Consider the following 24270-nt stretch of genomic DNA (forward strand, 5'->3'; position numbering starts at 1 on the left):
AAATACATCATGCTTTTTACAGCCCTTTCTGCGAGCGACAGCCGCCGAAGGGCAGGATTCCTAAATTTATTTTAGTATATTAAAGCGCCTCTGTCAAAGTTTTTGCAAAGAAAGCGTATGCATTGTTAAAAAAGATGTCCTCTACCAGCTGCTGCGGGTAGCCGTGGCGCAGAAACACTTCCGCCAGGGTAGGAACCGATTCGATGCCGGTGAGGCCCTCCGGAAGATCCGTACCGTCAAAATCACAGCCCATCGCCAATATTTTTTCTCCGCCCAAGGAGAGGAAATGATCTGCATGCCTCAGAACATCTGCAACGGCTGCTTTTCCATCCTGCCGAAGGAAAAATGGCACAAAGTTTAGACCAACCAGGCCTCCGCGGTCCCGAATGACCTTAAACTGTTCATCCGTAAGATTCCGTTTGTGGCCGCACACGGCCCGTGAAAGCGAATGCGTGGCTATAAACGGCTTCTCCGTATGTTCCGCAACCGATTCAAACAGCGCGTCGCTCGCATGTGAAACATCGGCCACTATACCAAGGTGTTCCATCTCCTCAACCAGTTGTATGCCGAAGTTGCTCAAGCCCATTGGATGCTCAACCAGCGCGCCGTCGCCGATTTCATTCGGCCCGTTCCATGTAAGGGTAATGGCTTTTACACCGCAGTCCCGAAGATGGTAAAGGCGGCTGATGTCACCGCCTACAACCGAACCCCCTTCAACCGTTAGTAATGCGCCGCAACAATTCCCCCGCCGGGCTTGTTCCAGGTCTGAATGTGTGCGCACCTGAAAAAGAACACCTGGATGCGCCTGAATTTCACGCTGTAGCGCCGCATAGGCGCCGTCGAAAATCTCCATCGCCTCAGCCCCGCGCACTTCATCTCGAATCCAGACCGCAAAGGCCTGAACCCAGGAGCTGCCGGACACTCCTCGCTTCAAGGAGATGTTCATCTCCTGATTATCGTAAAGAGACTGGCGCTCCTCATAGCATCTCAAAATCGTATCACAGTGCAAATCAAAATAATTCAACTCAAAAACCCCTTTCCCCAAACGCGTTCTCCAAATAATCTATAGACTTAATATAGGGGGGATTTCCCGCCGTTATGACTGCGGCTACATCAAACCGCGGCTGCAGCAGCACCGGATTGGCCTGCAGGTACAGCCGGGCCGTCTGAATCAGCCGCCTTTGCTTTTTCACTGTTACCGCTTCCAGGGGGGACACCAGATGCCGCTCTGCCCTGGTTTTAACCTCAACAAATAAAATATAGTAGTCATCCGCAGCGATGATGTCGACTTCTCCGTACCGGCTGTGATAATTCCGGCATAATACGCGGAAGCCGCGGCGCTGAAGCCATTCGGAAACCCCATCCTCACCCAAGGAGCCTATGCTGCTATTCATCTCTGTCCCCTAGTATCTTCTTCAAAAAGGAACGGCGATGCACCGGACAGGGGCCGTATTTTTTCAGCAGCTCCCGATGCAATGCCGTGCCGTACCCCTTATGCTTTGCAAACTGATATTCCGGGTAAAGGCGGTCCAGCTCCACCATCAGGCGATCCCTGCTCACCTTCGCCAGGATAGAAGCCGCGGCGATACTCGCAGAAAGGCCATCGCCCTTCACGACAGTTTCAGCCAGGCAGGGCAGCGCCGGCATACGGTTGCCATCCACCAGGACGTAGTCCGGCTCTGCCTCTAGGCCTTCCACCGCGCGCTGCATAGCCAGAAATGTCGCCTGCAAAATATTTAATTCATCAATTTCCTGTTCTGTTGCATAAGCGATTGAACAGGAAATCGCTTTTTTCCTGATCTCATCGTAAAGCTGCGCTCTCTTTTTCTCACTCAGCTTTTTGGAGTCATTCAGACCGGGGATCTCCAGACCAAGGGGTAAGACCACCGCGGCGGCAAATACCGGCGCCGCCAACGGCCCACGGCCCGCTTCATCGACCCCGCAGATGCATGCATATCCTTTTTGCTGTGCCGCACGCTCATAGGCGTACCAATCGATTTCCACGCTACCTTCCCGCCTTCTCCAACGTAATTCTGCCGAGCTTTCCCGCACGGAACTCATCCAGCAGCATAGTGGCGGCCCGCAGGGTGTCCACCTCTCCGCCTGAAACCAGCATCCCGCGTTTTCTGCCGACAAGCTCAAGCAGGGCAGCGCCTTCCAGCGGCTGCGGTAATTCCTCAAATTTATAACGCTGCCTGAGCACCTGGGGGTATTCCGCTGCCAGCAGCTCCAGCAGCCTCATGGCAAGCCACTCGACATCGAGAATGTCGTCGCGGACCGCACCTGTAAACGCCAGGCGTTCGCCGGCAATAGGGTCTTCAAACTTGGGCCACAAAACCCCGGGTGTGTCCAAAAGATCCATTCCTTTTCCGACCCGAAACCAGCGGTTCTGGCGGGTAACGCCCGGGCGGTCCTCCACCTCGGCCTTGCCGCCCCTGGTCAGTTTGTTAATTAAGGAAGATTTGCCAACATTGGGAATGCCGACAACCATTATGCGAATGGCACGGCCCGCCATTCCCTTTGCCTCCCATTGGGCAATACGGTCTTTCAGGGCCTCTCGTACAAGCGGGACAAAACCGTTGACACCCTTCCCACTTTTACAGTCCACCGCCAGCGCCCAGGCTCCCTCCTGCTTATAAGCGGCAATCCAGCGCGCCGTCTCGGCTGCATCCGCCATATCGCTCTTATTCAGCAGAATAATCCGCGGTTTGTTCTCAATCAGGGTTGCCAGTAAGGGGTTCCGGCTGGAAACCGGTACACGGGCATCGACAAGCTCTGCCACCGCATCCACTAGTTTGAGGTCCTGCTCAATTTTTCGTTTTGTCTTCGCCATATGCCCAGGGTACCACTGAATCGACTGTGCCTCGCTCAACTCGCAAAACCTCCTCTATGCAATGAATTGAAAACGGCTGAAGGGAAAGATCACCATCTCCGCCTTTCCCAAAATATAACGCTTATCCACCATGCCAACCTCCCGGCTCCGGCTGTCGGCAGAACGCGGGCGGTTATCTCCCAGCACAAAAACATAGCCCTCTGGTACCGTCATCGGAAATTCAAAATCCGACCGTTGCGTGGTGATCCCATTCTCGATGTAAGCGCTCTCATCCAACACCTCGCCGTCAACCAGGACTACCCCTTTATCAAAGTCGATATCCACTTCCTGCCCCTCTGTGGCAATCACCCTTTTAATAATCGGTTGGTCGAGCCCCACCGTTCTGGTGATGACTACAATATCCCCCGGCTGTGGATTATAAAAATAGCTTGAAACTACCACCCGGTCGCCTGACTGTAAGTTTGGCTCCATGGACTGTCCGCTGACGCTTACAACCCGAAACAAAAAAGTAAAGATGAACACAACCGCAATCAATGCTGTGACCAGGGCCTCCATCCACTCAAAACAGTTTAAGGCAGCGCTTTTCTTAACCTTAAATTCACCGGGCAATGAAAAGTCTTCTTTTTTCCTGAAAGCAAGCATTCACTTCCGCCTTCTTTATGTCAAAAATAACGGCAGCTTTCCGGCCGCCTTATCTGATTTTATCAAATAAAAATGAAAAAAGGGACAGGTTTCTATAACCGTCCCTCTTCCGTAAAATTAACCGATCAGCTCTTTAACCTTTGCAGCCTTACCAACACGGCCACGCAGGAAGTACAGTTTTGCTCTGCGGACCTTGCCTTTGCGCACCACCGTTACGCCTTTAATATTGGGCGAATGAATCGGGAAAACTCTTTCAACGCCTACGCCATAAGAAACGCGGCGCACGGTAAAGGTCTCGGAAACGCCGCTTCCCTTACGGGCAATTACGGTTCCTTCAAAAACCTGGATTCTCTCGCGGTCGCCTTCACGGATATTAACGTCCACCTTCACCGTGTCGCCAATACCGAAAGAAGGAAGTTCCTTTTTTACGGAATCCTCTGCAATTGTCTTTAATGCGTCCATGCTTTTCCTCCTGATTATTAGGTATTCATGCCGCTGCTCATGTAAAAAAGCGGCAGAGGACTACCCGTTTTAATGTCACGGTACACCGGGCATCAACTCCCACCGGGAGACCGGCGGTCTTAAATGCCTATATATCATACCACAAAACCGAGGCTTATGCAATCTTTTTTTACTCGAAAATCCGCATATCCTTATCATAAAGCAGATTTCTCTCCAGCGAATAAAAAAATGCAAGCTGTGAGTCCTTTTCCAGGGCCTCCAGCAGAAGCTTAGGGTTGATATTCATCTCTCCTCCCGCCGGCAAAAGCAAATCCAGCGCTAAGGCATCGTGCTGCCGCCGCCACTCTACTTTTTTCAAGTGCGGTTTGATATCAATTTGCACGGTTCCATTTTTGCTGTGCTTTTCAGCTAGGATCTCCGTTTTATTCAAAAGCTGGCCCAGGGCGTTGCCAAGCCCCTCCACACTGCCGTTTTCAGGCTTTAAAAACGCACAGTACTCCGCCCAGGCAATTTTCCCCGGTTTCATTTTCGGTTCTGTTACCGCAAAAAGCACGATATCGCCCGGCAGCGCAGCGTCCAGTCTGGCCAGCAGCTCTTCGTCTGTTATTTTCGTTTCGTCAATTTTCATGTCCATGCTCTCGCGGTTTCCGCGGAACCCCAGCGAAAGCGGAAGCGCAAAGGTGACAAATGCATGCGGGTTGTAGCCCTCTGTATACCAAAGAGGGATTTTGGCCTTATGCACCGCCCGCAGCATACAGCGATTTAAATCAAGATGAGAAATAAAACGCGCGGCGCCATCCTTTTTAAACCAAATCCGTACGGTTTTCATGGCAAATCCCCCCTCCGAATTGTGCGGCCCCGCAGCCGGAGCAGGTTTCCCTGCAATTCGGGGTCGTAACCGCCTGGTAAGCCCGCTCGCACTCCCTGACTAAAAAAGACTTTGATATTCCGTAATCGATATGATCCCAAGGCAGCACCTCATCAAAGGAACGCCTGCGGTTTGTGTAAAAAGCAGGCTCCACCTTGCATGCCGCAAAAGCCTTCTGCCACACCTTTAAATCAAAGCAATCCTTCCAGCCGTCGAACTTACAGCCCAGTTCATGCGCTTTCAGTAGAACCGGGCCCAACCGGCGGTCCCCCCGAGCAAAAACGCCCTCCAAAAAGCTGGTGTCTGCATCATGGTAGCTGCAATCAATTTTCCGGGTCGTCACCGAGCGCAGCAGATGGCGCTGTTTCTCGTGCAGCGTTTCAATGGTATCCTGCGGCTCCCATTGGAACGGAGTAAACGGTTTGGGTACGAATGCCGATGCGCTCAGAGAAACCGATACCCCGCGGCCCTTGGGCTTATTGGGGTTGCTGTAAAAAGCATCCACCACCCGCTGCCCCAGTTTGGCAATTCCGGCTACATCCTCCATAGTCTCTGTTGGCAACCCGATCATAAAATAAAGCTTAATCGTATTCCAGCCACCGGCAAAGGCGATGTTAACCGTCTTCATCAGTTCCTCTTCCGTAACATTTTTATTAATAACATCACGAAGGCGTTGGGTACCAGCCTCCGGCGCAAAGGTCAGCCCGCTTTTCCGTACCGATTTAATTTTATTCATCATCTCTGTTGAGAAGGCATCCACCCGCTGAGAGGGCAGGGAAATACTGACTTTTTCCTCGTCGGCCCAAAGCAGCAGCTTGTCCAGCAAGCCGTTGATATCGCTGTAGTCACTGGTGCTTAAGGAAGAGAGCGACACCTCGTCGTAGCCGGTATTGTCACAGAGCGCATGGCACTGGCGGTCGATCACATCTATGGATTTTTCGCGCACCGGCCGGTATAAAAAGCCGGCCTGGCAAAAGCGGCAGCCGCGGATACAGCCGCGGAAAACCTCCTCAACCGCACGGTTATGTACAATTTCAATATAGGGCATAACAAAACGGTCCGGGTAATAAGCGCGGTCCATATCCAGCATCAACCGCTTTTTGATTTTTGGCGGCGCGTTTTTTTTCGGACGTGTTTCCGCAATCGTACCATCCTTGTTATAAGCGACATCATACAGGGAGGGCACATAAACCCCCTGAATTTGTGCGGCTGCCTCCAAAAACTCCTGGCGGCCGCGGCCCTCCTTTTTAAACCGCTGGTACAGCGCAACGACCTCACAGTCGACCTCTTCGCCCTCTCCAATAAAAAAGAGGTCAATGAAATCTGCCATCGGCTCCGGGTTACAGGCACACGGCCCGCCCGCCACCACAATGCCCGAAAGCCCGGAACGGTCTTTGGAGCATAACGGCACCCCGCCCAGCTCCAGCATATTCAGCACATTGCTGTAGCTAAGCTCATATTGAAGCGTAAAACCAATAATGTCAAACTCCCGCAGGCTGTCCCCGCTTTCAAGCGCGTACAAGTCGAGCTGGTTCCGGCGCAGCTGTTCCTCCATATCCAGCCACGGTGCAAACACCCGTTCGCACCAGACGCCCGGCATCTCGTTCAGCTCTCCATATAAAATTTTCATGCCCAGATGCGACATACCGATCTCATAGGTGTCCGGAAAACAGAAAGCAAAGCGTGTGTCCACCTCCGTTTTATTTTTCACTACGACGTTCAGTTCGCCGCCGACATAGCGTCCTGGTTTTTGGACCTTCAGCAAAATTTGTTCCAACTTCTCTGAGCGCTTCATCCGCAACCCTTTCCTTATCTTTATTATTGAATCGTCCTGACTATGGAATCATAAAGGATTCTCGTCCCTCCGGCATAAAAAACCTTATCCCGCCGGCGCCTCTTCGCCCGCCTCCTTGAACGGAATTCAGATGGCAGGCCACTTTCCTGCAACTCCCCGGCGGGTTGTTGCCATTATACCATATCCAGCCCTCATACTCAAACATAAAACGCCTGAAAATCGCCGAACTGCGCAAGATACCCCATAATTCAAAAAGGATTACCGCTTCAGCCAGCAGCAATCCTTTTTATAAAATCATTCAATAGAAAACAGCCAATTTCCATCAAGCCGGCTCCGGAGCTTTTTTATTTTTCTGATAATACTGCGCCTGTGCATTCCAGAGCTCATAGTATCTGCCATTTGTGTCCGCCAAAAGTTCTTCGTGGTTCCCGCGCTGGATCAATCTTCCCTGGTCAAATACGGCGATATCGTCACAAAAGCGGCAGCTGGATAGGCGATGTGAGATATAAATCGCACTTTTATTGTGGATCATCGTGTCGAACCGGGCATAAATCTCCGACTCAGATACCGGGTCCAGCGCAGCTGTCGGTTCATCTAAAATTACAAAGGGCGCATCCTTATATAGCGCGCGGGCTATCGCAACTTTTTGGGCCTCTCCGCCGGAAATCTCTATACCATTGTCAAAGCAGTCCTTGTAAAGGGGCAGCCTCGAAATATGATCCTGCTTTTGTACCCACTCCTCCAATCCCGCTTCTTTCAGGCAGGCTTCCACCTTTTCTTCCTCATACTCCATACTTGCAGCCACATTTTCACCCACCGGCAGAGAAAAAAGCTTATAGTCCTGAAAGACAACGGAAAACAGGGCCTGATACTGGGTGTAGTCATATTCACGGATGTCAACACCATTCAGTAAGATTTCCCCCTGCTGCGGGTCATACAAGCGGCAAAGAAGCTTAATCAGCGTCGTTTTTCCAGAGCCATTCAGTCCGACTACCGCCAAACGCTCACCTGCTCGGAATTTCATGGACACGTCCTTTAGTGCATATTCCTCCACGCCTGGGTAAGCAAACGAAACGTTTCTGAGTTCAAAAACATATTCGCCGCCCTCTTGTTTCTCAATGGGAAGGGTTCCCTTGGCCTGACCGTCGGGCAGCTCCATAAACTCAAAAAACACGCCAAAATCTGCCGCCATGCTTCGCAGCTGGGAAAAATTCGTCATCAGCAGCGTAAAGCCACTGACAAATTGGGTGATGCTGCCGGTGTATTGGACAACGCTGCCGATACTCAGCACCCCCAGCAACGCCTTAAGTGCGACAAACAGGTAAACCAGGCCGCCTACCAGTGTGGACAGCGCCGCCTGCAGGGAATTATAGCGCCCCGTCAAATTTCCCTCGCGGTTCATCCCTGCACTCAACAAGCCGGCGCTCTGCCAAATCTTTCCCATGATCAGGCCGCCCTGGTTGTAAAGGCGCACATCCTTACCGCTCTTGTAGTCCTCCAAATAAGATTGATAGTGCCAGCTGAGCCGGTCTGCCAAGTTGAAATCCTCATCCTCCACTAATTTTATGATTTTTTCATTTTTTTTGATATTCATACGCATTGACAGAAAAACAGAAAGCAAAATCAACCCAACCAGTAAAATAGAGAACCAAGGAGAGGCAGCAAAAGCCCTAAAGCCTGTCAGTCCCTCCACCGCAGGGCTGAAAAACAGCGAGGCCGTCATGCCGACAGACACCACAACCGTAATCAAGCCGGAAATCATGTTTTCAACTTGCTCCTGCAGCGACCAGAGCGTTCGCCCCATATACATACAACGGGCATAAACGCTCTGCTCCAGCTGATGCGTGTGCGGATCTTCTAAATTCGGATAGTCCATATCCATCAGCTTTTTAGACAGCAAATGTGTTTGCATGACCCAGATGGGAATCATTTGCTCATTTCGGCTGTGTACCAGCCGTTCGCTTGCCAGGCCGAGAAACCAATTCAGCAGCACCGTGACCAGCACATAGACTGTCAGCGTCTGCAAATTACGGGCGCCTAAAAGCTCATTTAGAATTTGCGCCGTCATAAAAATGTTGATAAAAGGGGTCAGCGCGCGCAGAACCGCCATGCAGACGCCCAGTGGGAATAGGCGCGGGCGAAGCTCAAAAATCAGCTTAAAGCCCTTGCGAAGCATTTGGGCCTCTGCCTGAAACCCCTTTTTATGCCGCCTTTTACTCACCGTACTCCACCGCCCCTTCCATCTCAAAATCATCCTGATAGTACTGGCTTTGGACCCGGAACATTTCACTGTATTTCCCATTAAGGGCGAGCAGCTCCTCGTGGGTGCCCATCTCCAGAATCGTTCCATTGCCAACCAGGATAATCCGGTCGCAAAACTTCGTGCTTGAAAGCCGGTGTGAAATAAAAAGTGAAGTTTTATGCTCAGAAACCCGATGATATTGCAGGTACATCCTGTTTTCAGCAATAGGGTCCAGCGCGGCCGTCGGCTCGTCTAAAACCAAGATGGGCGCATCCCGGTAGAGTGCGCGCGCAAAGACCAGCTTTTGCTTTTCCCCGCCGGAAAGCTCCACTGCATCGGGGTAAAGTTCCTTCCCCATATGGGTGTCCAGACCATCCTTCATGCGTTCGACACGCTCCTTTAACCCGGCCGTCTCCAAACACCGCCAGACGCGCTCCCGGTCAAACGCTCCATCCATCGTCATCGAAACATCTTCCCCAATGGTGATGGGCAGCAGGTTGACATCCTGAAACGCACTGGAGAACAACGTATAATACTCATCCCTGTTAAACGCAGTGGACGGCACCCCATTGATGCGCACCTCTCCCTTTTGCGGTGCATACAGGCCGCAGAGAAGCTTAACCAGCGTCGTCTTGCCCGCTCCGTTCACACCGACAACCGCCAGCTTTTCACCCGGCCGGATTTTTAGGTTAAAGTTCCGAATGGCGGGTTCTTTAGCCCCCGGGTAGGTAAATTCGACATCCCGAAATTCAATGGACAGCGGATTTTCACTGTAATCCGGCAGCGCTGCACCCGCTCCCCGATTGGAAAAATCCGGCATATCCAGATATTCCTTTGTATGGGCGGCAAACATACCGCTGCGTTCAATATTATGAAACTCTTTCAGCAATTGGGAAATCCAAGTAGAAAAGCCGGAAACAGCACCGAAATACAATACAAAATCAGAAACGGCAATCCGCGCGTTTAATACCAAATAGATTAAATAGAAATACACAATCCCATCGCGGAGCAGCATCAAGGTTTTTTCCAAAAACGAACCCGCAAATAAACGTTTGACAAAAGCATGAATGAGCTTATTACGTCCTTCCAGGCCAACACGAAAACGGGCATCCAGCCATTCTTTCATATGATATAGGCGAATATCCTTCCCTGACTGCAAATTAATGTTGTCGTGGACATAGTTCATCTGGCGCTCAAATTCCGCTCGTTCCTGCAAATTTTTCATTTCATACCGGTTCATATATTTCAGAAAAATATAATTGACCGCTGTAATCGCAATCAACAGCAGAAGAATCAGGGGATTTAAGGTGAACAATATACTGCTGTAGGTAAAAAAGCCCAGCAAATTTGCCGCTACGTTAACGGCGGAGTTCGCAATCATTTCTACGCCGACATTATCGCCGCTATAATTGCGCATAATGGCCTTTTCCCTTTTCACCTGGCCTTCATGGCTTTCGATATTGATATAATCCGTATCCACCATTTTTGCACTGACTTTCGCCCGTATTCTTGTATAATACTGATTAGAACGGGCTGTAATCTGCGCCTGCGTCTGCTCAAGCAGGACATTCAGCACCATCATAGCCACCGTCAAACTGCCAACAGTGGCCAATATATGGGCAATGCTCTGCTGATTGACCACCTCGTCAATAACCAATTTCGGTAAAAATATTGTGCACAGCGGCAGCAAAACCAATGATGGAATGCGTATCAGCAGATACAGCAGCAGTCGCTTGTCTTCTGCACAAATTGACTGCAAAATATAGCGTATGCCGCCCCAGGACGAATATTGCTTCTTTTCCTTCATATTCTTCCTCCTCCCCCAGTGGGTCTAATCATATATTAATTTTTGTAAAAAATCAATTCTTTTTCATATATTAATCCATCATTTTTATCTGTAATTCTGTATAAATTACCTATTTTCAACGATTTTTAATGAAGTATAAAATATTTTACGTGAATGGCTCCCACCAAGGCGCCCTTCCGTTTTTCGTGCGGCTATCAGGGTGAAGCTACCGAAAAAACACGCAACACATTTAAGCCTGCGCCGAGGTGTGGATAAAAGCTTTTGTTTTTGTGCAAACATCCCATGCCTTTTTACGCAAAAGTGTGCTATAATAAAAATACAACGTGTAGTTTGTCGATAGCAGAACGTAAGTCCGGTTGTCAACAGACTGCGCTTTTTTCTTGGCACCCTGCCGCCATCTGGAGGGTAATCGTGCAGGGGGCCGTTTACGCCACCGGTCCTTTTAACAGCTAAGCGGAGGGAACTATTGTGTTTCAAGTAAATGACACCGTTATGTACGGCAGCTCAGGGGTCTGTAGAATCAGTGAAATCTGTGCAAAAAAATTCGGCGGTAGTGAGGTTTTATATTATGTGTTGAAACCCGTCTATGATGAAAACTCAACTATTTACTGCCCAGTTGATAGTCCAAAATTAAAAATACGCCAGCTACTTTCAGTCAATGAAATTTACCGGTTGATACAGGAAATGCCGGATGCTCAAACAGAATGGATTGACAACGAGCAGCAGCGAAAAGAAAAGTTTAGTAAAATTGTAAAGGAAGGCGACCACAGGGAATTAATCAAGCTGATCCGGGCGCTGTACTTCAACCGTGAGGAAAAACACCGCAGCGGTAAAAAATTCTACCTTTCCGATGAGCGGATTATGAAAGAAGCAGAGACCATTCTGCACGAGGAATTCGCACATGTGCTCAATATCAAGCTTGAAGAAGTCGTCCCCTTTATTATGGGTGAACTTCAGAAGCAGGAGGAGGCGCGCTGTGCCCAGCCTGAATGATGCGGCAGTGCCGAACAAACAACACCCTTAGCAGCCGCCCAACAATAGGTGGAGCCTTTTTTGGGGTTCGCCGGTACATGAAAAAGGTCGCTGCGCTCACGTCATGAAAAACGAGGACAGGGATTGTCTCAGCCTGCTGAACGCTAAAGGCGGGTATATAGAAGCTTCTACATGCCCGCCTTTGGAAAATGAGCCCTCCGGACGGGAGGTACCCGTAAGGCAATAGTTATTTTACATTTTTAAAAAAATTCTTCGGAATTGCAAGCATCCAATATCACAGACGCTCAAAATGCGCCCACTAAATAGTAACCCCCGGGAACCCTGTGTTTATACGGGTTTCCGGGGGTTGTTGCTCACTCCCACTCGCTCCTGATAAATTCATTCTAAACAAGTTTGTTTATGAGATTTAGCAGAGCATATCTACATTATTTGTATTATCGGTAAAGCATAGGCTGTCCGATTTTTTGTTGCCATTGTGTTGCCACGATTTCGGTATAGTACGAATGAGATTATAAAAAGTATTCTTTAAATACATCTCGCATTCTTACTGCAACATCTATTGCTTGATTCATCAAAACATCATAATTTGAATGGTCATCAAAGTTTAAATCATGAATATAATGTTTGATTCTTGAAGCTTTCTTGTTATCTAATCTATCCCAAATAAGGTCTATATCAAGTTTGGATTCAATATCATCTTTACATTTATAAAGATGGTCAAACAAATCTTTATTATTGCTTATATAAAGTTCTACAACAATCATACCATCTTTGTTGACGAGATTAATCGCAATGTGAGCTTCGCTTGAACCTACCGCAATATCATACCAATGGTCAGTTGTTGCTTTTCGGATATTGAAAGGTTTTCCCCTGTTCACAACAACTTGATTAAACTGTTCCCAAAACATTAAAATTTCTGACTGGCGTTTATCTAATTCGTCGTTTGAGGATTTTGCTTTATTACCTCTTTTTACAAACCCATTAGGTTGTTCAATTATTTCAAACTTCGGTGCAGGGTTGGAACTTCCAATTTTATAAGCGTGAATTTCAATTAAAAAGAAGTTTATGTCGTCAACTGTATTATTATTAAGCCACTCTATAGCCGCACGATGTTCCTCTTTGGCATTTTTAACAATCCAGACTATTACTTTGGCTCCTAATCCAGACGCATAAGTAATTATCTTACCTAAATGATCGTGATTTGTATTTTCAAGTTGATTTTCTATAATTACGGTTGTATTTGTTGTCTCGTCTTTAGCAACTAAATCGCAACGATACGATCCTACATAAACTTCTTTATCAACATCAATTAAAGTCAAACCTAAAATATCATTAAGGTAGTTAAGATTGCTTTCTTTCGCTAACCAATTAGAAAAATCATATTGTTCATGCAACCATAACTCTCTTACATCCACTTCTGTTAATCGTCCGATATTTTCCATGAGTATGATACTCCCTTACTATTTTCTCGGACCCAAAAACTTGTCCCCATTCAAATGAATCATATGGTCGGGCATATCCGCAATCCAAACCTCTGTTTCCCAAGCAAGTGTTTCAGAAAACTTTTTGAAAGTCTTGAAATCAAGAAACGCAGTAACATAAATTCTCCCTGCTGTAACGCCTGCGGTCATTTCTTCAATTTCTTTTATCCGTTTAGGCTCCATCGGTCCAACAGAAGTAACAGATTCGATAAAGTATAACCAATTCTTTTCTTCAGAGTAGAGGACAACATCAGGCATTTTATCGTGAAGCGTAATTGCAAATCCGAGTTCTTGCAACTTTGCTATATTCTTTACCAAGTCCTTTTCTGTAGTGTCACCAACATAAAGGCACTCGGAATTTGGCGCAAAGCGAGGGGCAAATTCTTCAATAATCGCCTTTTGCAGTTCATTGTGCTTGCCGGGTGAAAAAGTAAAGTCCTCACCGTTAATCCGAACAGGCATTTTTCTCATTGTACGCTTAGACGCATAGAGATCAATCAGTGTCTCGTGAGATTGCAGAAACCTTTGCTTTTCTGATTCCCAATATGCTGTTCCATAGCTACGAATAAGAGAAAGCATTTCATCTGTTAAACGATAGCGATAGTTAGGACTGTTGGTTGCTTTTCCGTTGTCCTCAATAAACGCAGCGTTTCTAAAATGGTGCATAGCCTGTTTTCGGAAAGTCTCTCGGCTGTTCTCTGCATATGTAACGCCATAATTCTCTTTTGTATATGCGATAACATCGTGAATACGAATCCAGCTATTCGTAGCATTCGACCATTCATCTTGTTCCTTTATATCTGCCATAGCCAATAGAACAAAACAGCACAAATCCGCCTGTTGTTTAACTGGCACTTGCAATTCTTTCAGTATTTCTTTTGCTTCCTCGACTTTGTTCATAAATGAAACTCCTTAAAATTTTATCACAGCCTATTTCGGTCATATCCCGCAATTTTATCAATTCTTTGCCTAACAGTTCTATACTCTCCAAAGGCGGAACAGGCATAGAATTGATTTCTGTAGAATTGACCTGTGTAGAGCCGTTTAGTATCCTGTAATAACTGTCGTACAGGGTGGAATTAAATAATACAAATAACCCATAAACAACACATTCCGACAATTCTTTTAAGCCGCAAATAAAGTTGATTTTATTTTGTGTACTGATTTTCGAATAATCGGGATATTTTCTTGCTAAATACACACCACACTGCAGACGCCTATGTTCTTCTTTGGCAGTAAATCTCTTTACAAACAGGTAATTTACATTTGGCTGTAGCAACCCTAACTGATCTGTAACGATATATTCATGTTCTTTGCCAATAGGAAATATGACTTTCCCATCTTGGATATGTTGTGAATAGAAAAGAGGAACCGCCTGTTCTTCGGCTGTATCACGTAAAACTTCTCTGTTTCTAAAATCGACGGTTAAGCCCGTTTTCATTTTCAACCCAATACTCGGCAATGTATTTGTCCATCTATTAAGTAGCCCAAGTGTCTCTACCTCTTGCTCATTTGTAACTAAATAAACATAGGTATCTTCGCCTGAAACAACTGTAGTATATGGTGCTTCAAAATTCGTTTTATTGGAAAAATCCCTATTACTCTGTGTTGTTGTAATGGTTATACTCGCAGGAGTTGCAGTAGACTTTCTCATTTTAATAATAATCGTTTCCTGCAACACGCTCTCATTTTCAAACACTTTATCACGGCTAACAAACAAGTGAATATGCTCTAAGACACCATCGTTCAAAAACTTTTGACGAAATCTTTTAAAATAAGCTCCTGATGTCCAAGAACGAGGAATGATATATACTAACTCGCCGTTTGGGATTAAATTAAACATTCCCATTGCCGCAAATAGAAAATATAGATTGGGTGCACCATAGCATATATCTGGCATTGCTTTAGCCTCTGGAGCGTCTTTTGCTATTTTCATATATGGCGGATTTCCGATTACCATATCATATTTCAACGGATTCGGATCCGCACAAATCATTTCATTATATTCAATCATTTGGCTTAGAATATAGTTGTCTTCCCGAATCTCGTAATCAAATGTTAGTGTAGTATGCTGCCTAACCCATTGTAGATTTGTCCTTAACAATTCAATAATTTTAGAATCGTTTTCATAGCAGACTAAGTGGACATATTGTAACTGAGGGATTTCTTGCAGCCTCTCAATCAGTGCAATCGATAAAATACCCGAACCGGCACCAGCGTCAAGAATTTGCAGTCGTGTTTTGTTCTCAGGCACATCAAATAATTCAGCCATAAATACAGCAGTTTCTTTACTCGTAAAAAACTGACCGTACTTTTTTCTTTGAGACTTCGGCATTTCATCAATATATTTATTTGTTGTCTGAATAGCAAAATCAAGCAGTTTCATTTTCAGTAAACTCCATTATATCTCCAATATCACAAGCTAAGACAGTACAAATTTTACATAAACTTTCTAACGATACAAATTCATTACGGCTCATTTTGGCAAGAACATTAAAGCTCACTCCTGCCGTGTTTTTCAAGTCGGTTCGATTCATCTTCTTATCTATAAGCAACTTCCACAGTTTATCATAGCTAACAGTCATTTCGGCACTCCGTTCATTAGGGTTACCTACAGTATAACATTAACTAAACGAAAAATCAAGTTGTACTCACATATTCGTGAGAAAAACTTCCGACCTAATGAATAGGTGGCAGGATAGCATTTGCTATCCTGCCATATTCTTTACATATAAATCAACTCTGTATTTACAATCTTTACTGCCCTATTGCGAATGCTGTTCATTTTCTGCACCCATTCAAGTTGATTTCCTGCTTTTAACTGTTCTGTCACGCCCTCACGCTCTGCTATCTGTTTTACCATCCGAGAAAATAATTCTTCTGCTTGTTCGTCAATGTTGGCAAGATAGCTATTCAGCTTGCCGCTTGTGAGCAGAGTAGTATAGGTTGCTCTTTTATGCTCTTGCAAGTAGCGTTTGTGCCGCTGTCCCCATACGCCGATTGGCTTGTTTTCCTTTTCGGCTGGTAGAGTAAGGCAGGGTATAAAATAATCCCCTTGCCGTACATAAGTGCCGCCCATTTCTTCAAAAATTGTTTTTGCCATAGTCTGTTTCTACCTTTCATATTTTGAATTTCCAAAGCGTGTATCACGCTGTTTATACTGCTGTTTTTCTCGTGCCTGTTCCAGTAAACTGTCAATTTGCTTACTGCCGAATACCTTGCGTAGCAGCTTGTAATCCTTGTTTTCTGAACGCAGATTTTCATTTTCGTCTGTTAGTTTTTCATTAACTTTAATGAGTTTCTCGTTTTCATGGTACAGATTTCCGTTAGTAATGTTGAGTCTATAATAATTGTCCCATCCCTCAAAGCATCTGACAAGCACCGTCTTGATAAGCGCCTTTAATCTCTTTACAAAAGGCTCGACAATTTTACTTCTGTATGCCTTTGCCGACATTAAGCCTTGCGGCTCAGGCAACTGATATTCGGGTGAATTATCAAGTGAATTTGTCAGTTCTGTCAGATCGTTTATACCCTCATCATAGTTGTGTATTCGTTCGGACAACACCTTAAATTCAGCTTGTTTCTGCTCGATTTCAGCACCTAATTTTTCAACCTCTGCGGCTCGTTCCTGCTTTTTGTAATCGAGAACAGAGAGGTGTTTTTCGTGTGTGTCCTTGTGTTCCCACTCTATTCCATAGCGTTCCATCACGGCGGCAAGCTGTTCTTTTTCGGATTGTATCCATTGATTCCACTCTGTATTTTCACGAGTGCCGCCCTTGAATCCCTGTATCGCTAATGCCTGTTTGAGTGATACACGGGTATCTAATCCACGCTTGCTACCAGTAGTGAACGGAACAAAATCAATGTGAATATGCGGCGTTGCTTCGTCCATGTGTAGATGGGCTGAGAATACTTTTAACTGTGGATTTCTTTCCTGAAAGCCTCTATAATATTCATCTAAGACCTGTTTTGCAAGTTGTCCGTTCTCACTTTCCGCACCCATATCGTCTTTATTTCCTATCTGCAAAATGATTTCGTGGAACGATTTTTCCTGCTTAGAATTGCAGATTTTATCATAATAGTTTTTGATTTTTCGGTCTGCTCTTGTCTGCTTATCATTGTGCCTTTTCAGTGCTTCATCAAACAATTCGTGATAGACTTTCTTGATATTTTCATTGCAATAATCTATATTGAGGTGAGTGCGTGTAGGGTCAACATTTGCCGCTTTAAACTTGCGGCTGTTGTGATTGACTGAGCCGTCACCCACCATTGCGCTTATCGTTCTCTGCATTTTATATACCTCCAACCTCTAAAATTTCTCCTTTCTCGGTTCTGTTACTCTTGTCAAGAGTAACGCAAAAGCACTTTTGACAGGCAAGCCTATCAAAAATGCAACCTGCAAGCAGGTTTTGCGCTCTCCGAGGGGCAAAGAACACCTTTGAAAAGGTGCTCTCTGCGCTCTCCACCAAACTTTATCACTTCCCGAAAAAGGAACATTGCAAGATTGCAGATGTGCTTGCCTTTGCAATGTTGCAACCTTAAAAGGCTGCTCACTCTATTTCTTCGGGAAGATCCCAATACCATTGACTGCCCTCTTTGCGTGAACGGACATTCAGTGCTTTCTTTGCTTCATCCAGCACACGCTTTGAGATTCCCATCGCCTGTGCTTTCTTTACCAGCTCCTTCTGCGGATATTTGCCCTTTGAAAGATATTCAAGGATAAGATTTTCCGCCTGCTCAGATTTCTTTTCTTTTGGAATACCACTTAATAGATCGTCAACCGAAATGTCATAATGTCCGAGCCATCGAAATCCGTTTTCCTTGTCCAACTCAAAAGCAATCGGCTCGCCCTCAGGAGCAAGGGAGGACTTGTCCTGCACCATCACTCGTATCTGCGGATTATCTTTAATTCTTCCGACAATCAAAACACTTCGTGCCGAAGCCTGAAAGTCAATGGAGCCGAGTCCACGATAGGAAGATTTATTTCCGCTGCCTTTATTCATATGCCCCACAAGCAAAACTGCACAGTCATATTTTTCTGCAATCTTTCCAAGCTGTGCCATCACGCTGCGCACCTCGTTAGCGTTGTTCATATTGATATTCGCACCGACATACGCCTGAATCGGATCAAGAATTACCACTCTTGCGCCGACCTCTATGATTGCTTTTTCGATGCGTTCATCAAGCATACTAAGTGCGGCTTCTGATTCGTCTATGACTTTGATTTGCGAGCAATCCGCTTCTGCCGCCTCTAACCTCGGCTTAATGGTATCCTCCAGCCCGTCTTCGGCGGTTTGGTAAATCACTCTGACCGGCTCACGCTCGGTATCTTCATAGGGCAGCGCTTCTCCTTTTGAGAGAAGTGCCGCCAGTCTTAATGCTAAAGTCGTTTTCCCCTCGCCGGGATCACCCTGAATAATTGTGATTTTCCCGTATGGAATATACGGATACCAAAGCCAGTTCACTTGTTTGCTTTGAACTTCGTCCATACTGATAATTTTCAGTTCAGCCATTCATACCACCGCCTTTCAAAACAAAACTGTTGATTTTTGAGCGATATGCGGTTATATTATTAGCAGATACATTGAGTGACTGCCTTTCATCTGCGCCAACAGATGATTTACAGGTGGTCATTTCTTTTTGTCTGTTCATTCGCTTCCCCCTTTAATCCATATAAAATCTCTGTGATAAGTTCGATGTTATTGAGCAATTCCTCATCAACACCATTGCCCGCCTCAATGCGTTTCAGTTCGTCCAAAACAGCGGTAAGTTCATTGCGGAGCGCCTTATATACTCTTGGATTGCCCTGCACCACTACATCACGGTTAAGACAGCGGCGGTAACAGTATTCCTGTTTTGGAAGTCCTGAAAGTCTGACAGCTGTATTGATTTGTTCATTTTCTTCGGGCGATACTCGAAACCCGACTGTAATATTCCTAAAACGGTTATGTCTGTCCACATTCTTTGCCGACATTTTATTCGCCTCTTTCCATATCTAACTTGTCCGCCATTTCAGCCTGCTTTGACGGAAACAGATGAGCGTAGTTATAGGTGATATCTATACTCTCGTGTCCCACACGATCGGCAATAGCAGTTGCCGAGAAGCCTAAATCAATTAAGTGACTGACATGGCTGTGTCGAATGTCGTGTATTCTAATTCGTTTTACACCTGAAACTTTTGAGCCTCTATCCATTTCTCGGTGCAGATAGCTTTTGGTAACAGGAAACATTCTGTCCTCCAGCCCCACATCATAAAGTATTTTCAAATAGTCCTGCATTTCATCGCAGAGGAATTTGGGCATCTGAATGGTGCGGTTGCTCTTTTCTGTTTTCGGCGTGGTGATAATATCCCTGCCATTCAGGTGTTGAAACGATTTGTTGATCATCACCGTCCGCTTTTCAAAATCAAAATCCGCAGGCGTAAGAGCCAACAACTCTCCCTCACGGATACCGCACCAATAGAGCATTTCAAACGCATAGAAAGACATCGGTTTATCCATCATCACATCTGCAAATTTCATATATTCTTCTTTCGTCCAAAAGAGCATTTCACGGTTTTTCTTTTTGCCCATACTGCCTGACTTCTTGCAGGGATTTTCTTTTAGGTTGTAATACCTGACAGCGTGATTGAATATCGCTGATAGCTGATTGTGAATGGTTTTCAGATATACAGGCGAATACTGCTTTCCGTTCTCGTCTTTATGATTGATAAGTTCGTTTTGCCATGTGATAATTTGCTGTGCGGTGATGTTGCACATCTTCAGCTTCCCGAAATAGGGAATGAGTTTTGTCTGAATAATATGCTCCTTCGTTGCCCAAGTGTTTTCCTTAATGCGGCTCTGCATATCTGCGGTGTAATGCTCGACAAAGCTCTTGAAACTCATATCCAAGTCACCGCCCAACTTGTTAAGCTGCTCACGCTCCCAAGCCTGTGCTTCACGCTTGGTTTTAAATCCACGCTTCTGCGTTTGTTTTCGCTCTCCGTTCCAATCGGTGTAACGGTAAAGCACTCGCCAAGTGTTTGTTTTTTCTTCTTTATATACTGCCATTGTTTAATCCCTCTCTTTCTTAGTTGCACCGTAGCAGGTGCGTTCCATAAAATATCGCTTATTCACTCGCCCCGAAATTGTCATAACCCCTTTTTCTTTTAACTCGGCATTTAATTTCTGAACGATTTTGTAAGCGTATGATTTTGAGATACCCAATTCCTGAGCCACCTCATCAACTCTCATAAAGCTCGTACTTTCCATTTCATCCCCCCCTTTATTTGTTTTTGATAATTCGTTTATTTAGTGTCGGAGAACTTTCTGACCGCATTCCGATTTGCCCGAGCGGATATGCCATTACCGTGACATATGACGGTTATTCTGTTGTCAAGCAATAACTTAACGCTATTTGCTTAACTATTATACTAAACAAATTCCGTAAAGTCAAGTGGTTTTTAAGAAAATATTAAGCTTTTTTGCTATTGCTATCTTGACGATACTTAAATATATATGTTATACTGATTGCACAATACATAAACAAGGAGCGTAATTGCTATGGCAATCGGTGAAAGAATTCGTTTCTTCCGCAATCTGCGGGGAATGACACAAAAGTATTTAGGAACGGTAGTCGGCTTTCCCGAAAAGACAGCGGATATTCGTATGGCACAGTATGAATCCGGCTCAAGAACGCCGAAAGCTGATTTGACAGAAAGTCTTGCCAGCGTGCTTGGAGTTTCTCCGCTGGCTCTGTCTGTCCCCGACATTGACAGCTATCTTGGTTTAATGCACACGCTGTTTACATTAGAGGATCGCTACGGTCTGACAATTGAAAAAGGGGAGAACGGCGTTTCTATGCGTGTTGACCCTCGCAAGGGAAAAGACGCTGCCGAGCTTTCCGAAATGCTAAATGCGTGGGCAGAACAGGCTGAAAAATATCGCAATGGCGACATCAGCCGTGAGGACTATGACAAGTGGCGTTATAACTATCCGAAATATGATGAAAATTCCGGTTATGTGAAAGTGCCGTCGCAAGCACTCAGCGATACACTTCTTGAAACATATAAAGATAAGCTGAAATAAATGATAGGGGGAAATGATAATGTCAGAAAAGGAAAGCAAAGTCCGACTGGGTGAAGGTATTTCTGATGGCGTAAAAAGTAAAGTTAATCAAGAAGCATTAGGCATTTGCAATCTTCTTCTTGAGCGTTTATTCAAGTATCTAGAGGGAAAAGTCCAAGACATTGACTTTGAAAAACTTTTTAGCAAAAAGGATAAAGAGAAAATTGTTTCTCTTTGGTCTTCCACACTTGAAGAAAAAGGTCTTCTTCCCAAAGGGTATGCGGGATTGCCTGATAATCTTTTGATTGACAATATGCATCAGGATGGATATATGGAGGGCTTATATGCTGGATACGCTCTATCTATGATATCTCTGGTTGATAACAACGCACCAAAAGAGTTGATTTTCTCTGTAAGAGATGAAGTTCGCCCAAATTTGTTTGGACATCATTTTAATGACAGAGATGAATTCTATAACCTTTATAAAAGTGAAAAGTATAGCTGGGTTGAAAATTCTAACAAAGAAGACTAATATAATCGGTGAATTAAAATTTTACAGCATACAAAAAGAGCTAACTGACTTATCAAAAAATCAGTTAGCTCTTTACTTTTACAATAATTCAAATAATGTTGCCATTTTGTTGCCACAGAGGGCTTTCAAACGGCGAAAAGCCTTTATTCACGGGCTTTTTCACGGGTGTGAAATCATTCCCACTCTATGGTAGCCGTCGGCTTAGGCGACAGGTCATAGCATACGCGGTTCACGTGGGGAACCTCCCTGAGAATACGGTCCGTTATCTTCAGCAGCAACGGCCACTCCAGCTGCTCAACGGTTGCACGCATCGCATCCACCGTGTTGACGGCACGAATAATAACCGGCCAGTCAAAGCAGCGGGCATTATCGCGAACCCCAACCGATTTAAAGTCCGGGATAATCGTGAAATATTGCCACACTTTCCCCTGTAATCCAGCCCTAGCGAACTCATCCCGCAAAATGGCATCCGATTCCCGGACAGCCTCCAGGCGGTCCCGCGTGATCGCTCCCAGGCAGCGAACCCCCAGCCCGGGGCCGGGGAAGGGCTGGCGGTAAACCATGCTGTCAGGCAGGCCCAGAGCCAGGCCGCAGGCGCGCACCTCATCCTTAAACAGCATTTTCAGCGGCTCTACCAGCTCAAACTTCAGGTCCTCCGGCAGACCGCCGACATTATGGTGGCTCTTAACCATCTTCGCTGTCTTTGTACCGCTTTCCACAATATCCGGATAGATGGTTCCCTGCGCCAAAAAGTCAATCCCCTCCAGCTTGCGGGCCTCTTCTTCAAATACGCGGATAAACTCCGCGCCGATAATCTTTCTTTTCTTTTCCGGATCTGCAACACCGGCTAGCTTATCCAGGAAACGGTCCGCCGCATCCACATAGACCAAATTAGCCTTCAGTTCATCCTGAAAAACCTGGACCACCTGCTCGGGCTCACCCTTACGCAACAAGCCGTGATTGACATGAACACAAGTCAGCTGGCTGCCAATTGCCTTGAGCAGCAGGGCGGCGACAACAGAGCTGTCTACACCGCCGGAAAGTGCCAGCAATACCTTTCTATTGCCCACCTGTCTGCGCACTAACTCCACCTGATCGGCGATAAAATTTTCCATATTCCAATTGGGGCGTGCCTTGCAGGTGTCAAACACAAAGGATTTTAATGCCCGCTGGATCTCTTCATCCGCCTCCGGCATGGTATTTACCACGCCGCCCCCGGCATAGTCAAAGGTATAAATGGGAAGCCCACTGTCTTTAAGCTCGGAGCTTAAACCAATTTTCTTTCCCTCGACCACGTCGTTGGGGCCGCCGTTCGCCACAACTCCCTTGACATTAGGCATATTGCGCAGCTCTTCCACCGTCACATCATAGTTGCAAATTTCGCTGTATACCCCCAGTGCGCGGATTGCCCGGGCTACATCCGTGTTGCGGTTGCTTCCCAAATCCAGCACCACCAGCATATCTTGCTTCATATTTTTACATCCCCTTATTCTGGCATAGCCGTAACTTTTTTATTATTATAGCATAGGGTATGCCTGCTTACAATTCCAATCTACAAAGATTTTGCTCGCCAAGCAGATAACGCCGGCGGTGATGAGCCATACTTCAAGTCCATTTATTCCCGGCAGCATAATATCCGAAATAATACCACCATAAGCGCTCTTCGTGGTTATAAAAGAAGGCCTCTGCCCCATCAAACAGCGCCCGCTATATAATGATGAAATGTCAAAACATCCGCTATAGCCTCTGACACGCTGAGCTCATCTTCAGCAATCATAGCTTCATTAACACCTTAATAAAGCACTAAAAAGCGTGGGAACGGCTCTTACGATATGCAAAATAGGGAAGGCACGCTCTCGGCGTGCTCCCCTGTACACTTTTTCTTCATACAATTTTCCGCAGCTCTGCTCCGGGACTCACAACTTATAGCTTTGAATAGCCGTAGCTGTTGACAATCGCGTCGATCTTATGCTTTTCCCGGCAATCCGGACAGTCTTCAAACGAATAGGTGTGATAATTTGGGATGTCCTCCGCAGTAAAAATCGCATCGACACGCACCCCCTGCTTTTCCTCGATCGCGCTAAACAGGGCAGAAATTGCCACAATATTGCCGCCGTAATATTTAATGCATTCCAGGCTTCTGTTGATGGTCTTCCCCGTTGTGGCCGATGCCACCAGCAGCAACACATTTTTATTCCACACCATCGGCTGGATATTATCTCTGAAAATAACCTGACCATTTGCGTTAAATTCCGGCGTTACCACACAAATATCGTTGTTGCCGCTCATCCCCATCACCGCAGAGCGGTTGAGCGCCTGTGCAAGAAAGCCCCCGATAATTTCGCAGCCATCCATGCAGATAATGGTGTCAATCAGTGTGTTAGTCGCATATTTTTCGGCAAGCGCCTCCCCGGCCTCCAAGGCAGCTTTCATATGGTACTTAATGCCGGTCATGTCAATGTAGTAATTAATGTGGGAATGGTTGGTTGCAAAGTGGCCCGGAATTACTTTAATTGAGATGTTTTTGTTCTTTCTGCTTTTAATTCTAATCGATCTGCTTTCCATAATCT

General features: G+C 45.9%; 26 protein-coding genes. 3 read left to right on the top strand and 23 right to left on the bottom strand.

Features of this window, described 5'->3' with window-relative positions; all coding sequences use genetic code 11:
* Positions 1 to 79: 79 nt before the first annotated feature.
* The 10 genes from DPQ25_RS07055 to DPQ25_RS07100 form a co-directional block, all read right to left on the bottom strand.
* On the bottom strand, positions 80 to 1024 hold the full coding sequence (locus DPQ25_RS07055) for a dipeptidase (protein WP_177576909.1): 945 nt from the start codon (positions 1022 to 1024) through the stop codon (positions 80 to 82).
* A gap of 1 nt (position 1025) precedes the next feature.
* The gene (locus DPQ25_RS07060; RefSeq protein ID WP_112332467.1) at positions 1026 to 1394 is read right to left on the bottom strand and encodes a YraN family protein; all 369 of its coding nucleotides are present in this window, start codon (positions 1392 to 1394) and stop codon (positions 1026 to 1028) included.
* On the bottom strand, positions 1387 to 2004 hold the full coding sequence (locus tag DPQ25_RS07065; protein ID WP_407928157.1) for a ribonuclease HII: 618 nt from the start codon (positions 2002 to 2004) through the stop codon (positions 1387 to 1389). The genes DPQ25_RS07060 and DPQ25_RS07065 overlap by 8 nt, the downstream gene beginning before the upstream one ends.
* 1 nt (position 2005) lies before the next feature.
* Positions 2006 to 2872 (bottom strand): ribosome biogenesis GTPase YlqF, encoded by an 867-nt coding sequence (gene ylqF, locus DPQ25_RS07070; protein WP_112332469.1) that lies wholly within the window; start codon positions 2870 to 2872, stop codon positions 2006 to 2008.
* A 15-nt stretch (positions 2873 to 2887) separates the two neighbouring features.
* Complete coding sequence (lepB, locus tag DPQ25_RS07075; RefSeq protein WP_112332470.1) at positions 2888 to 3475, bottom strand: signal peptidase I; 588 nt, start codon at positions 3473 to 3475, stop codon at positions 2888 to 2890.
* 117 nt (positions 3476 to 3592) lie between these two features.
* Positions 3593 to 3937, bottom strand: a complete 345-nt coding sequence (gene rplS, locus DPQ25_RS07080) for a 50S ribosomal protein L19 (RefSeq protein WP_112332471.1) — start codon at positions 3935 to 3937, stop codon at positions 3593 to 3595.
* Between the two features lie 169 nt (positions 3938 to 4106).
* Positions 4107 to 4766 (bottom strand): TIGR03936 family radical SAM-associated protein, encoded by a 660-nt coding sequence (locus DPQ25_RS07085; RefSeq protein ID WP_112332472.1) that lies wholly within the window; start codon positions 4764 to 4766, stop codon positions 4107 to 4109.
* Positions 4741 to 6600 carry a TIGR03960 family B12-binding radical SAM protein gene (locus DPQ25_RS07090; RefSeq protein WP_112332473.1) on the bottom strand — a complete coding sequence of 620 codons (1860 nt, stop codon included), beginning with the start codon at positions 6598 to 6600 and terminating at the stop codon, positions 4741 to 4743. The genes DPQ25_RS07085 and DPQ25_RS07090 overlap by 26 nt, the downstream gene beginning before the upstream one ends.
* Positions 6601 to 6922: 322 nt before the next feature.
* Complete coding sequence (locus DPQ25_RS07095; RefSeq protein ID WP_177576911.1) at positions 6923 to 8821, bottom strand: ABC transporter ATP-binding protein; 1899 nt, start codon at positions 8819 to 8821, stop codon at positions 6923 to 6925.
* Complete coding sequence (locus tag DPQ25_RS07100) at positions 8814 to 10649, bottom strand: ABC transporter ATP-binding protein (protein ID WP_112332475.1); 1836 nt, start codon at positions 10647 to 10649, stop codon at positions 8814 to 8816. Before DPQ25_RS07100 ends, DPQ25_RS07095 begins: the two co-directional genes overlap by 8 nt.
* Positions 10650 to 11117: 468 nt before the next feature.
* On the opposite strand from DPQ25_RS07100, the gene DPQ25_RS07105 reads away from it, so the two are divergent.
* Positions 11118 to 11642 (top strand): CarD family transcriptional regulator, encoded by a 525-nt coding sequence (locus DPQ25_RS07105; protein ID WP_242978254.1) that lies wholly within the window; start codon positions 11118 to 11120, stop codon positions 11640 to 11642.
* 509 nt (positions 11643 to 12151) lie between these two features.
* Here the strand turns inward: DPQ25_RS07105 and DPQ25_RS07110 are convergent.
* From DPQ25_RS07110 to DPQ25_RS07155, 11 genes are all read right to left on the bottom strand, one after another.
* Entirely contained in the window at positions 12152 to 13084 is a 933-nt protein-coding gene (locus DPQ25_RS07110; RefSeq protein ID WP_112332476.1) for a DUF4268 domain-containing protein, read from the bottom strand.
* Between the two features lie 18 nt (positions 13085 to 13102).
* The gene (locus DPQ25_RS07115; protein WP_112332477.1) at positions 13103 to 14023 is read right to left on the bottom strand and encodes a BsuBI/PstI family type II restriction endonuclease; all 921 of its coding nucleotides are present in this window, start codon (positions 14021 to 14023) and stop codon (positions 13103 to 13105) included.
* Complete coding sequence (locus DPQ25_RS07120; protein ID WP_112332478.1) at positions 13968 to 15509, bottom strand: Eco57I restriction-modification methylase domain-containing protein; 1542 nt, start codon at positions 15507 to 15509, stop codon at positions 13968 to 13970. The genes DPQ25_RS07115 and DPQ25_RS07120 overlap by 56 nt, the downstream gene beginning before the upstream one ends.
* A complete protein-coding gene (locus tag DPQ25_RS07125; protein WP_112332479.1) occupies positions 15496 to 15708 on the bottom strand; it encodes a helix-turn-helix domain-containing protein in 213 nt (70 codons plus the stop codon). The genes DPQ25_RS07120 and DPQ25_RS07125 overlap by 14 nt, the downstream gene beginning before the upstream one ends.
* 140 nt (positions 15709 to 15848) lie before the next feature.
* Complete coding sequence (locus DPQ25_RS07130) at positions 15849 to 16226, bottom strand: TnpV protein (protein ID WP_112332480.1); 378 nt, start codon at positions 16224 to 16226, stop codon at positions 15849 to 15851.
* Positions 16227 to 16235: 9 nt separating this feature from the next.
* A complete protein-coding gene (locus tag DPQ25_RS07135) occupies positions 16236 to 17414 on the bottom strand; it encodes a plasmid recombination protein (protein WP_207657298.1) in 1179 nt (392 codons plus the stop codon).
* A 259-nt stretch (positions 17415 to 17673) separates the two neighbouring features.
* The gene (locus DPQ25_RS07140; protein WP_112332481.1) at positions 17674 to 18636 is read right to left on the bottom strand and encodes an AAA family ATPase; all 963 of its coding nucleotides are present in this window, start codon (positions 18634 to 18636) and stop codon (positions 17674 to 17676) included.
* Positions 18629 to 18775 carry a hypothetical protein gene (locus tag DPQ25_RS14650; protein ID WP_177576913.1) on the bottom strand — a complete coding sequence of 49 codons (147 nt, stop codon included), beginning with the start codon at positions 18773 to 18775 and terminating at the stop codon, positions 18629 to 18631. Before DPQ25_RS14650 ends, DPQ25_RS07140 begins: the two co-directional genes overlap by 8 nt.
* The gene (locus tag DPQ25_RS07145) at positions 18744 to 19097 is read right to left on the bottom strand and encodes a plasmid mobilization protein (RefSeq protein ID WP_112332482.1); all 354 of its coding nucleotides are present in this window, start codon (positions 19095 to 19097) and stop codon (positions 18744 to 18746) included. Before DPQ25_RS07145 ends, DPQ25_RS14650 begins: the two co-directional genes overlap by 32 nt.
* A gap of 1 nt (position 19098) precedes the next feature.
* Complete coding sequence (locus DPQ25_RS07150; protein ID WP_112332483.1) at positions 19099 to 20172, bottom strand: site-specific integrase; 1074 nt, start codon at positions 20170 to 20172, stop codon at positions 19099 to 19101.
* 3 nt (positions 20173 to 20175) lie between these two features.
* The gene (locus tag DPQ25_RS07155; protein ID WP_112332484.1) at positions 20176 to 20373 is read right to left on the bottom strand and encodes a DNA-binding protein; all 198 of its coding nucleotides are present in this window, start codon (positions 20371 to 20373) and stop codon (positions 20176 to 20178) included.
* A gap of 291 nt (positions 20374 to 20664) precedes the next feature.
* Here DPQ25_RS07155 and DPQ25_RS07160 point away from each other — a divergent pair, with 291 nt between their 5' ends.
* Together DPQ25_RS07160 and DPQ25_RS07165 are read left to right on the top strand one after the other, a co-directional pair.
* Positions 20665 to 21189, top strand: a complete 525-nt coding sequence (locus DPQ25_RS07160; RefSeq protein ID WP_112332485.1) for a helix-turn-helix domain-containing protein — start codon at positions 20665 to 20667, stop codon at positions 21187 to 21189.
* 19 nt (positions 21190 to 21208) lie between these two features.
* Positions 21209 to 21700: a hypothetical protein gene (locus DPQ25_RS07165; protein WP_112332486.1), complete on the top strand. Its 492-nt coding sequence runs from the start codon at positions 21209 to 21211 to the stop codon at positions 21698 to 21700.
* Positions 21701 to 21873: 173 nt separating this feature from the next.
* Here the strand turns inward: DPQ25_RS07165 and guaA are convergent, their stop codons facing one another.
* Entirely contained in the window at positions 21874 to 23172 is a 1299-nt protein-coding gene (gene guaA / locus DPQ25_RS07170) for a glutamine-hydrolyzing GMP synthase (protein WP_112332487.1), read from the bottom strand.
* Positions 23173 to 23623: 451 nt separating this feature from the next.
* Entirely contained in the window at positions 23624 to 24265 is a 642-nt protein-coding gene (locus DPQ25_RS07175; RefSeq protein ID WP_112332488.1) for a phosphoribosyltransferase, read from the bottom strand.
* Between the last annotated feature and the right edge of the window lie 5 nt (positions 24266 to 24270).

The sequence above is a fragment of the Hydrogeniiclostridium mannosilyticum genome, from assembly GCF_003268275.1.
Classification (GTDB): domain Bacteria; phylum Bacillota; class Clostridia; order Oscillospirales; family Acutalibacteraceae; genus Hydrogeniiclostridium; species Hydrogeniiclostridium mannosilyticum.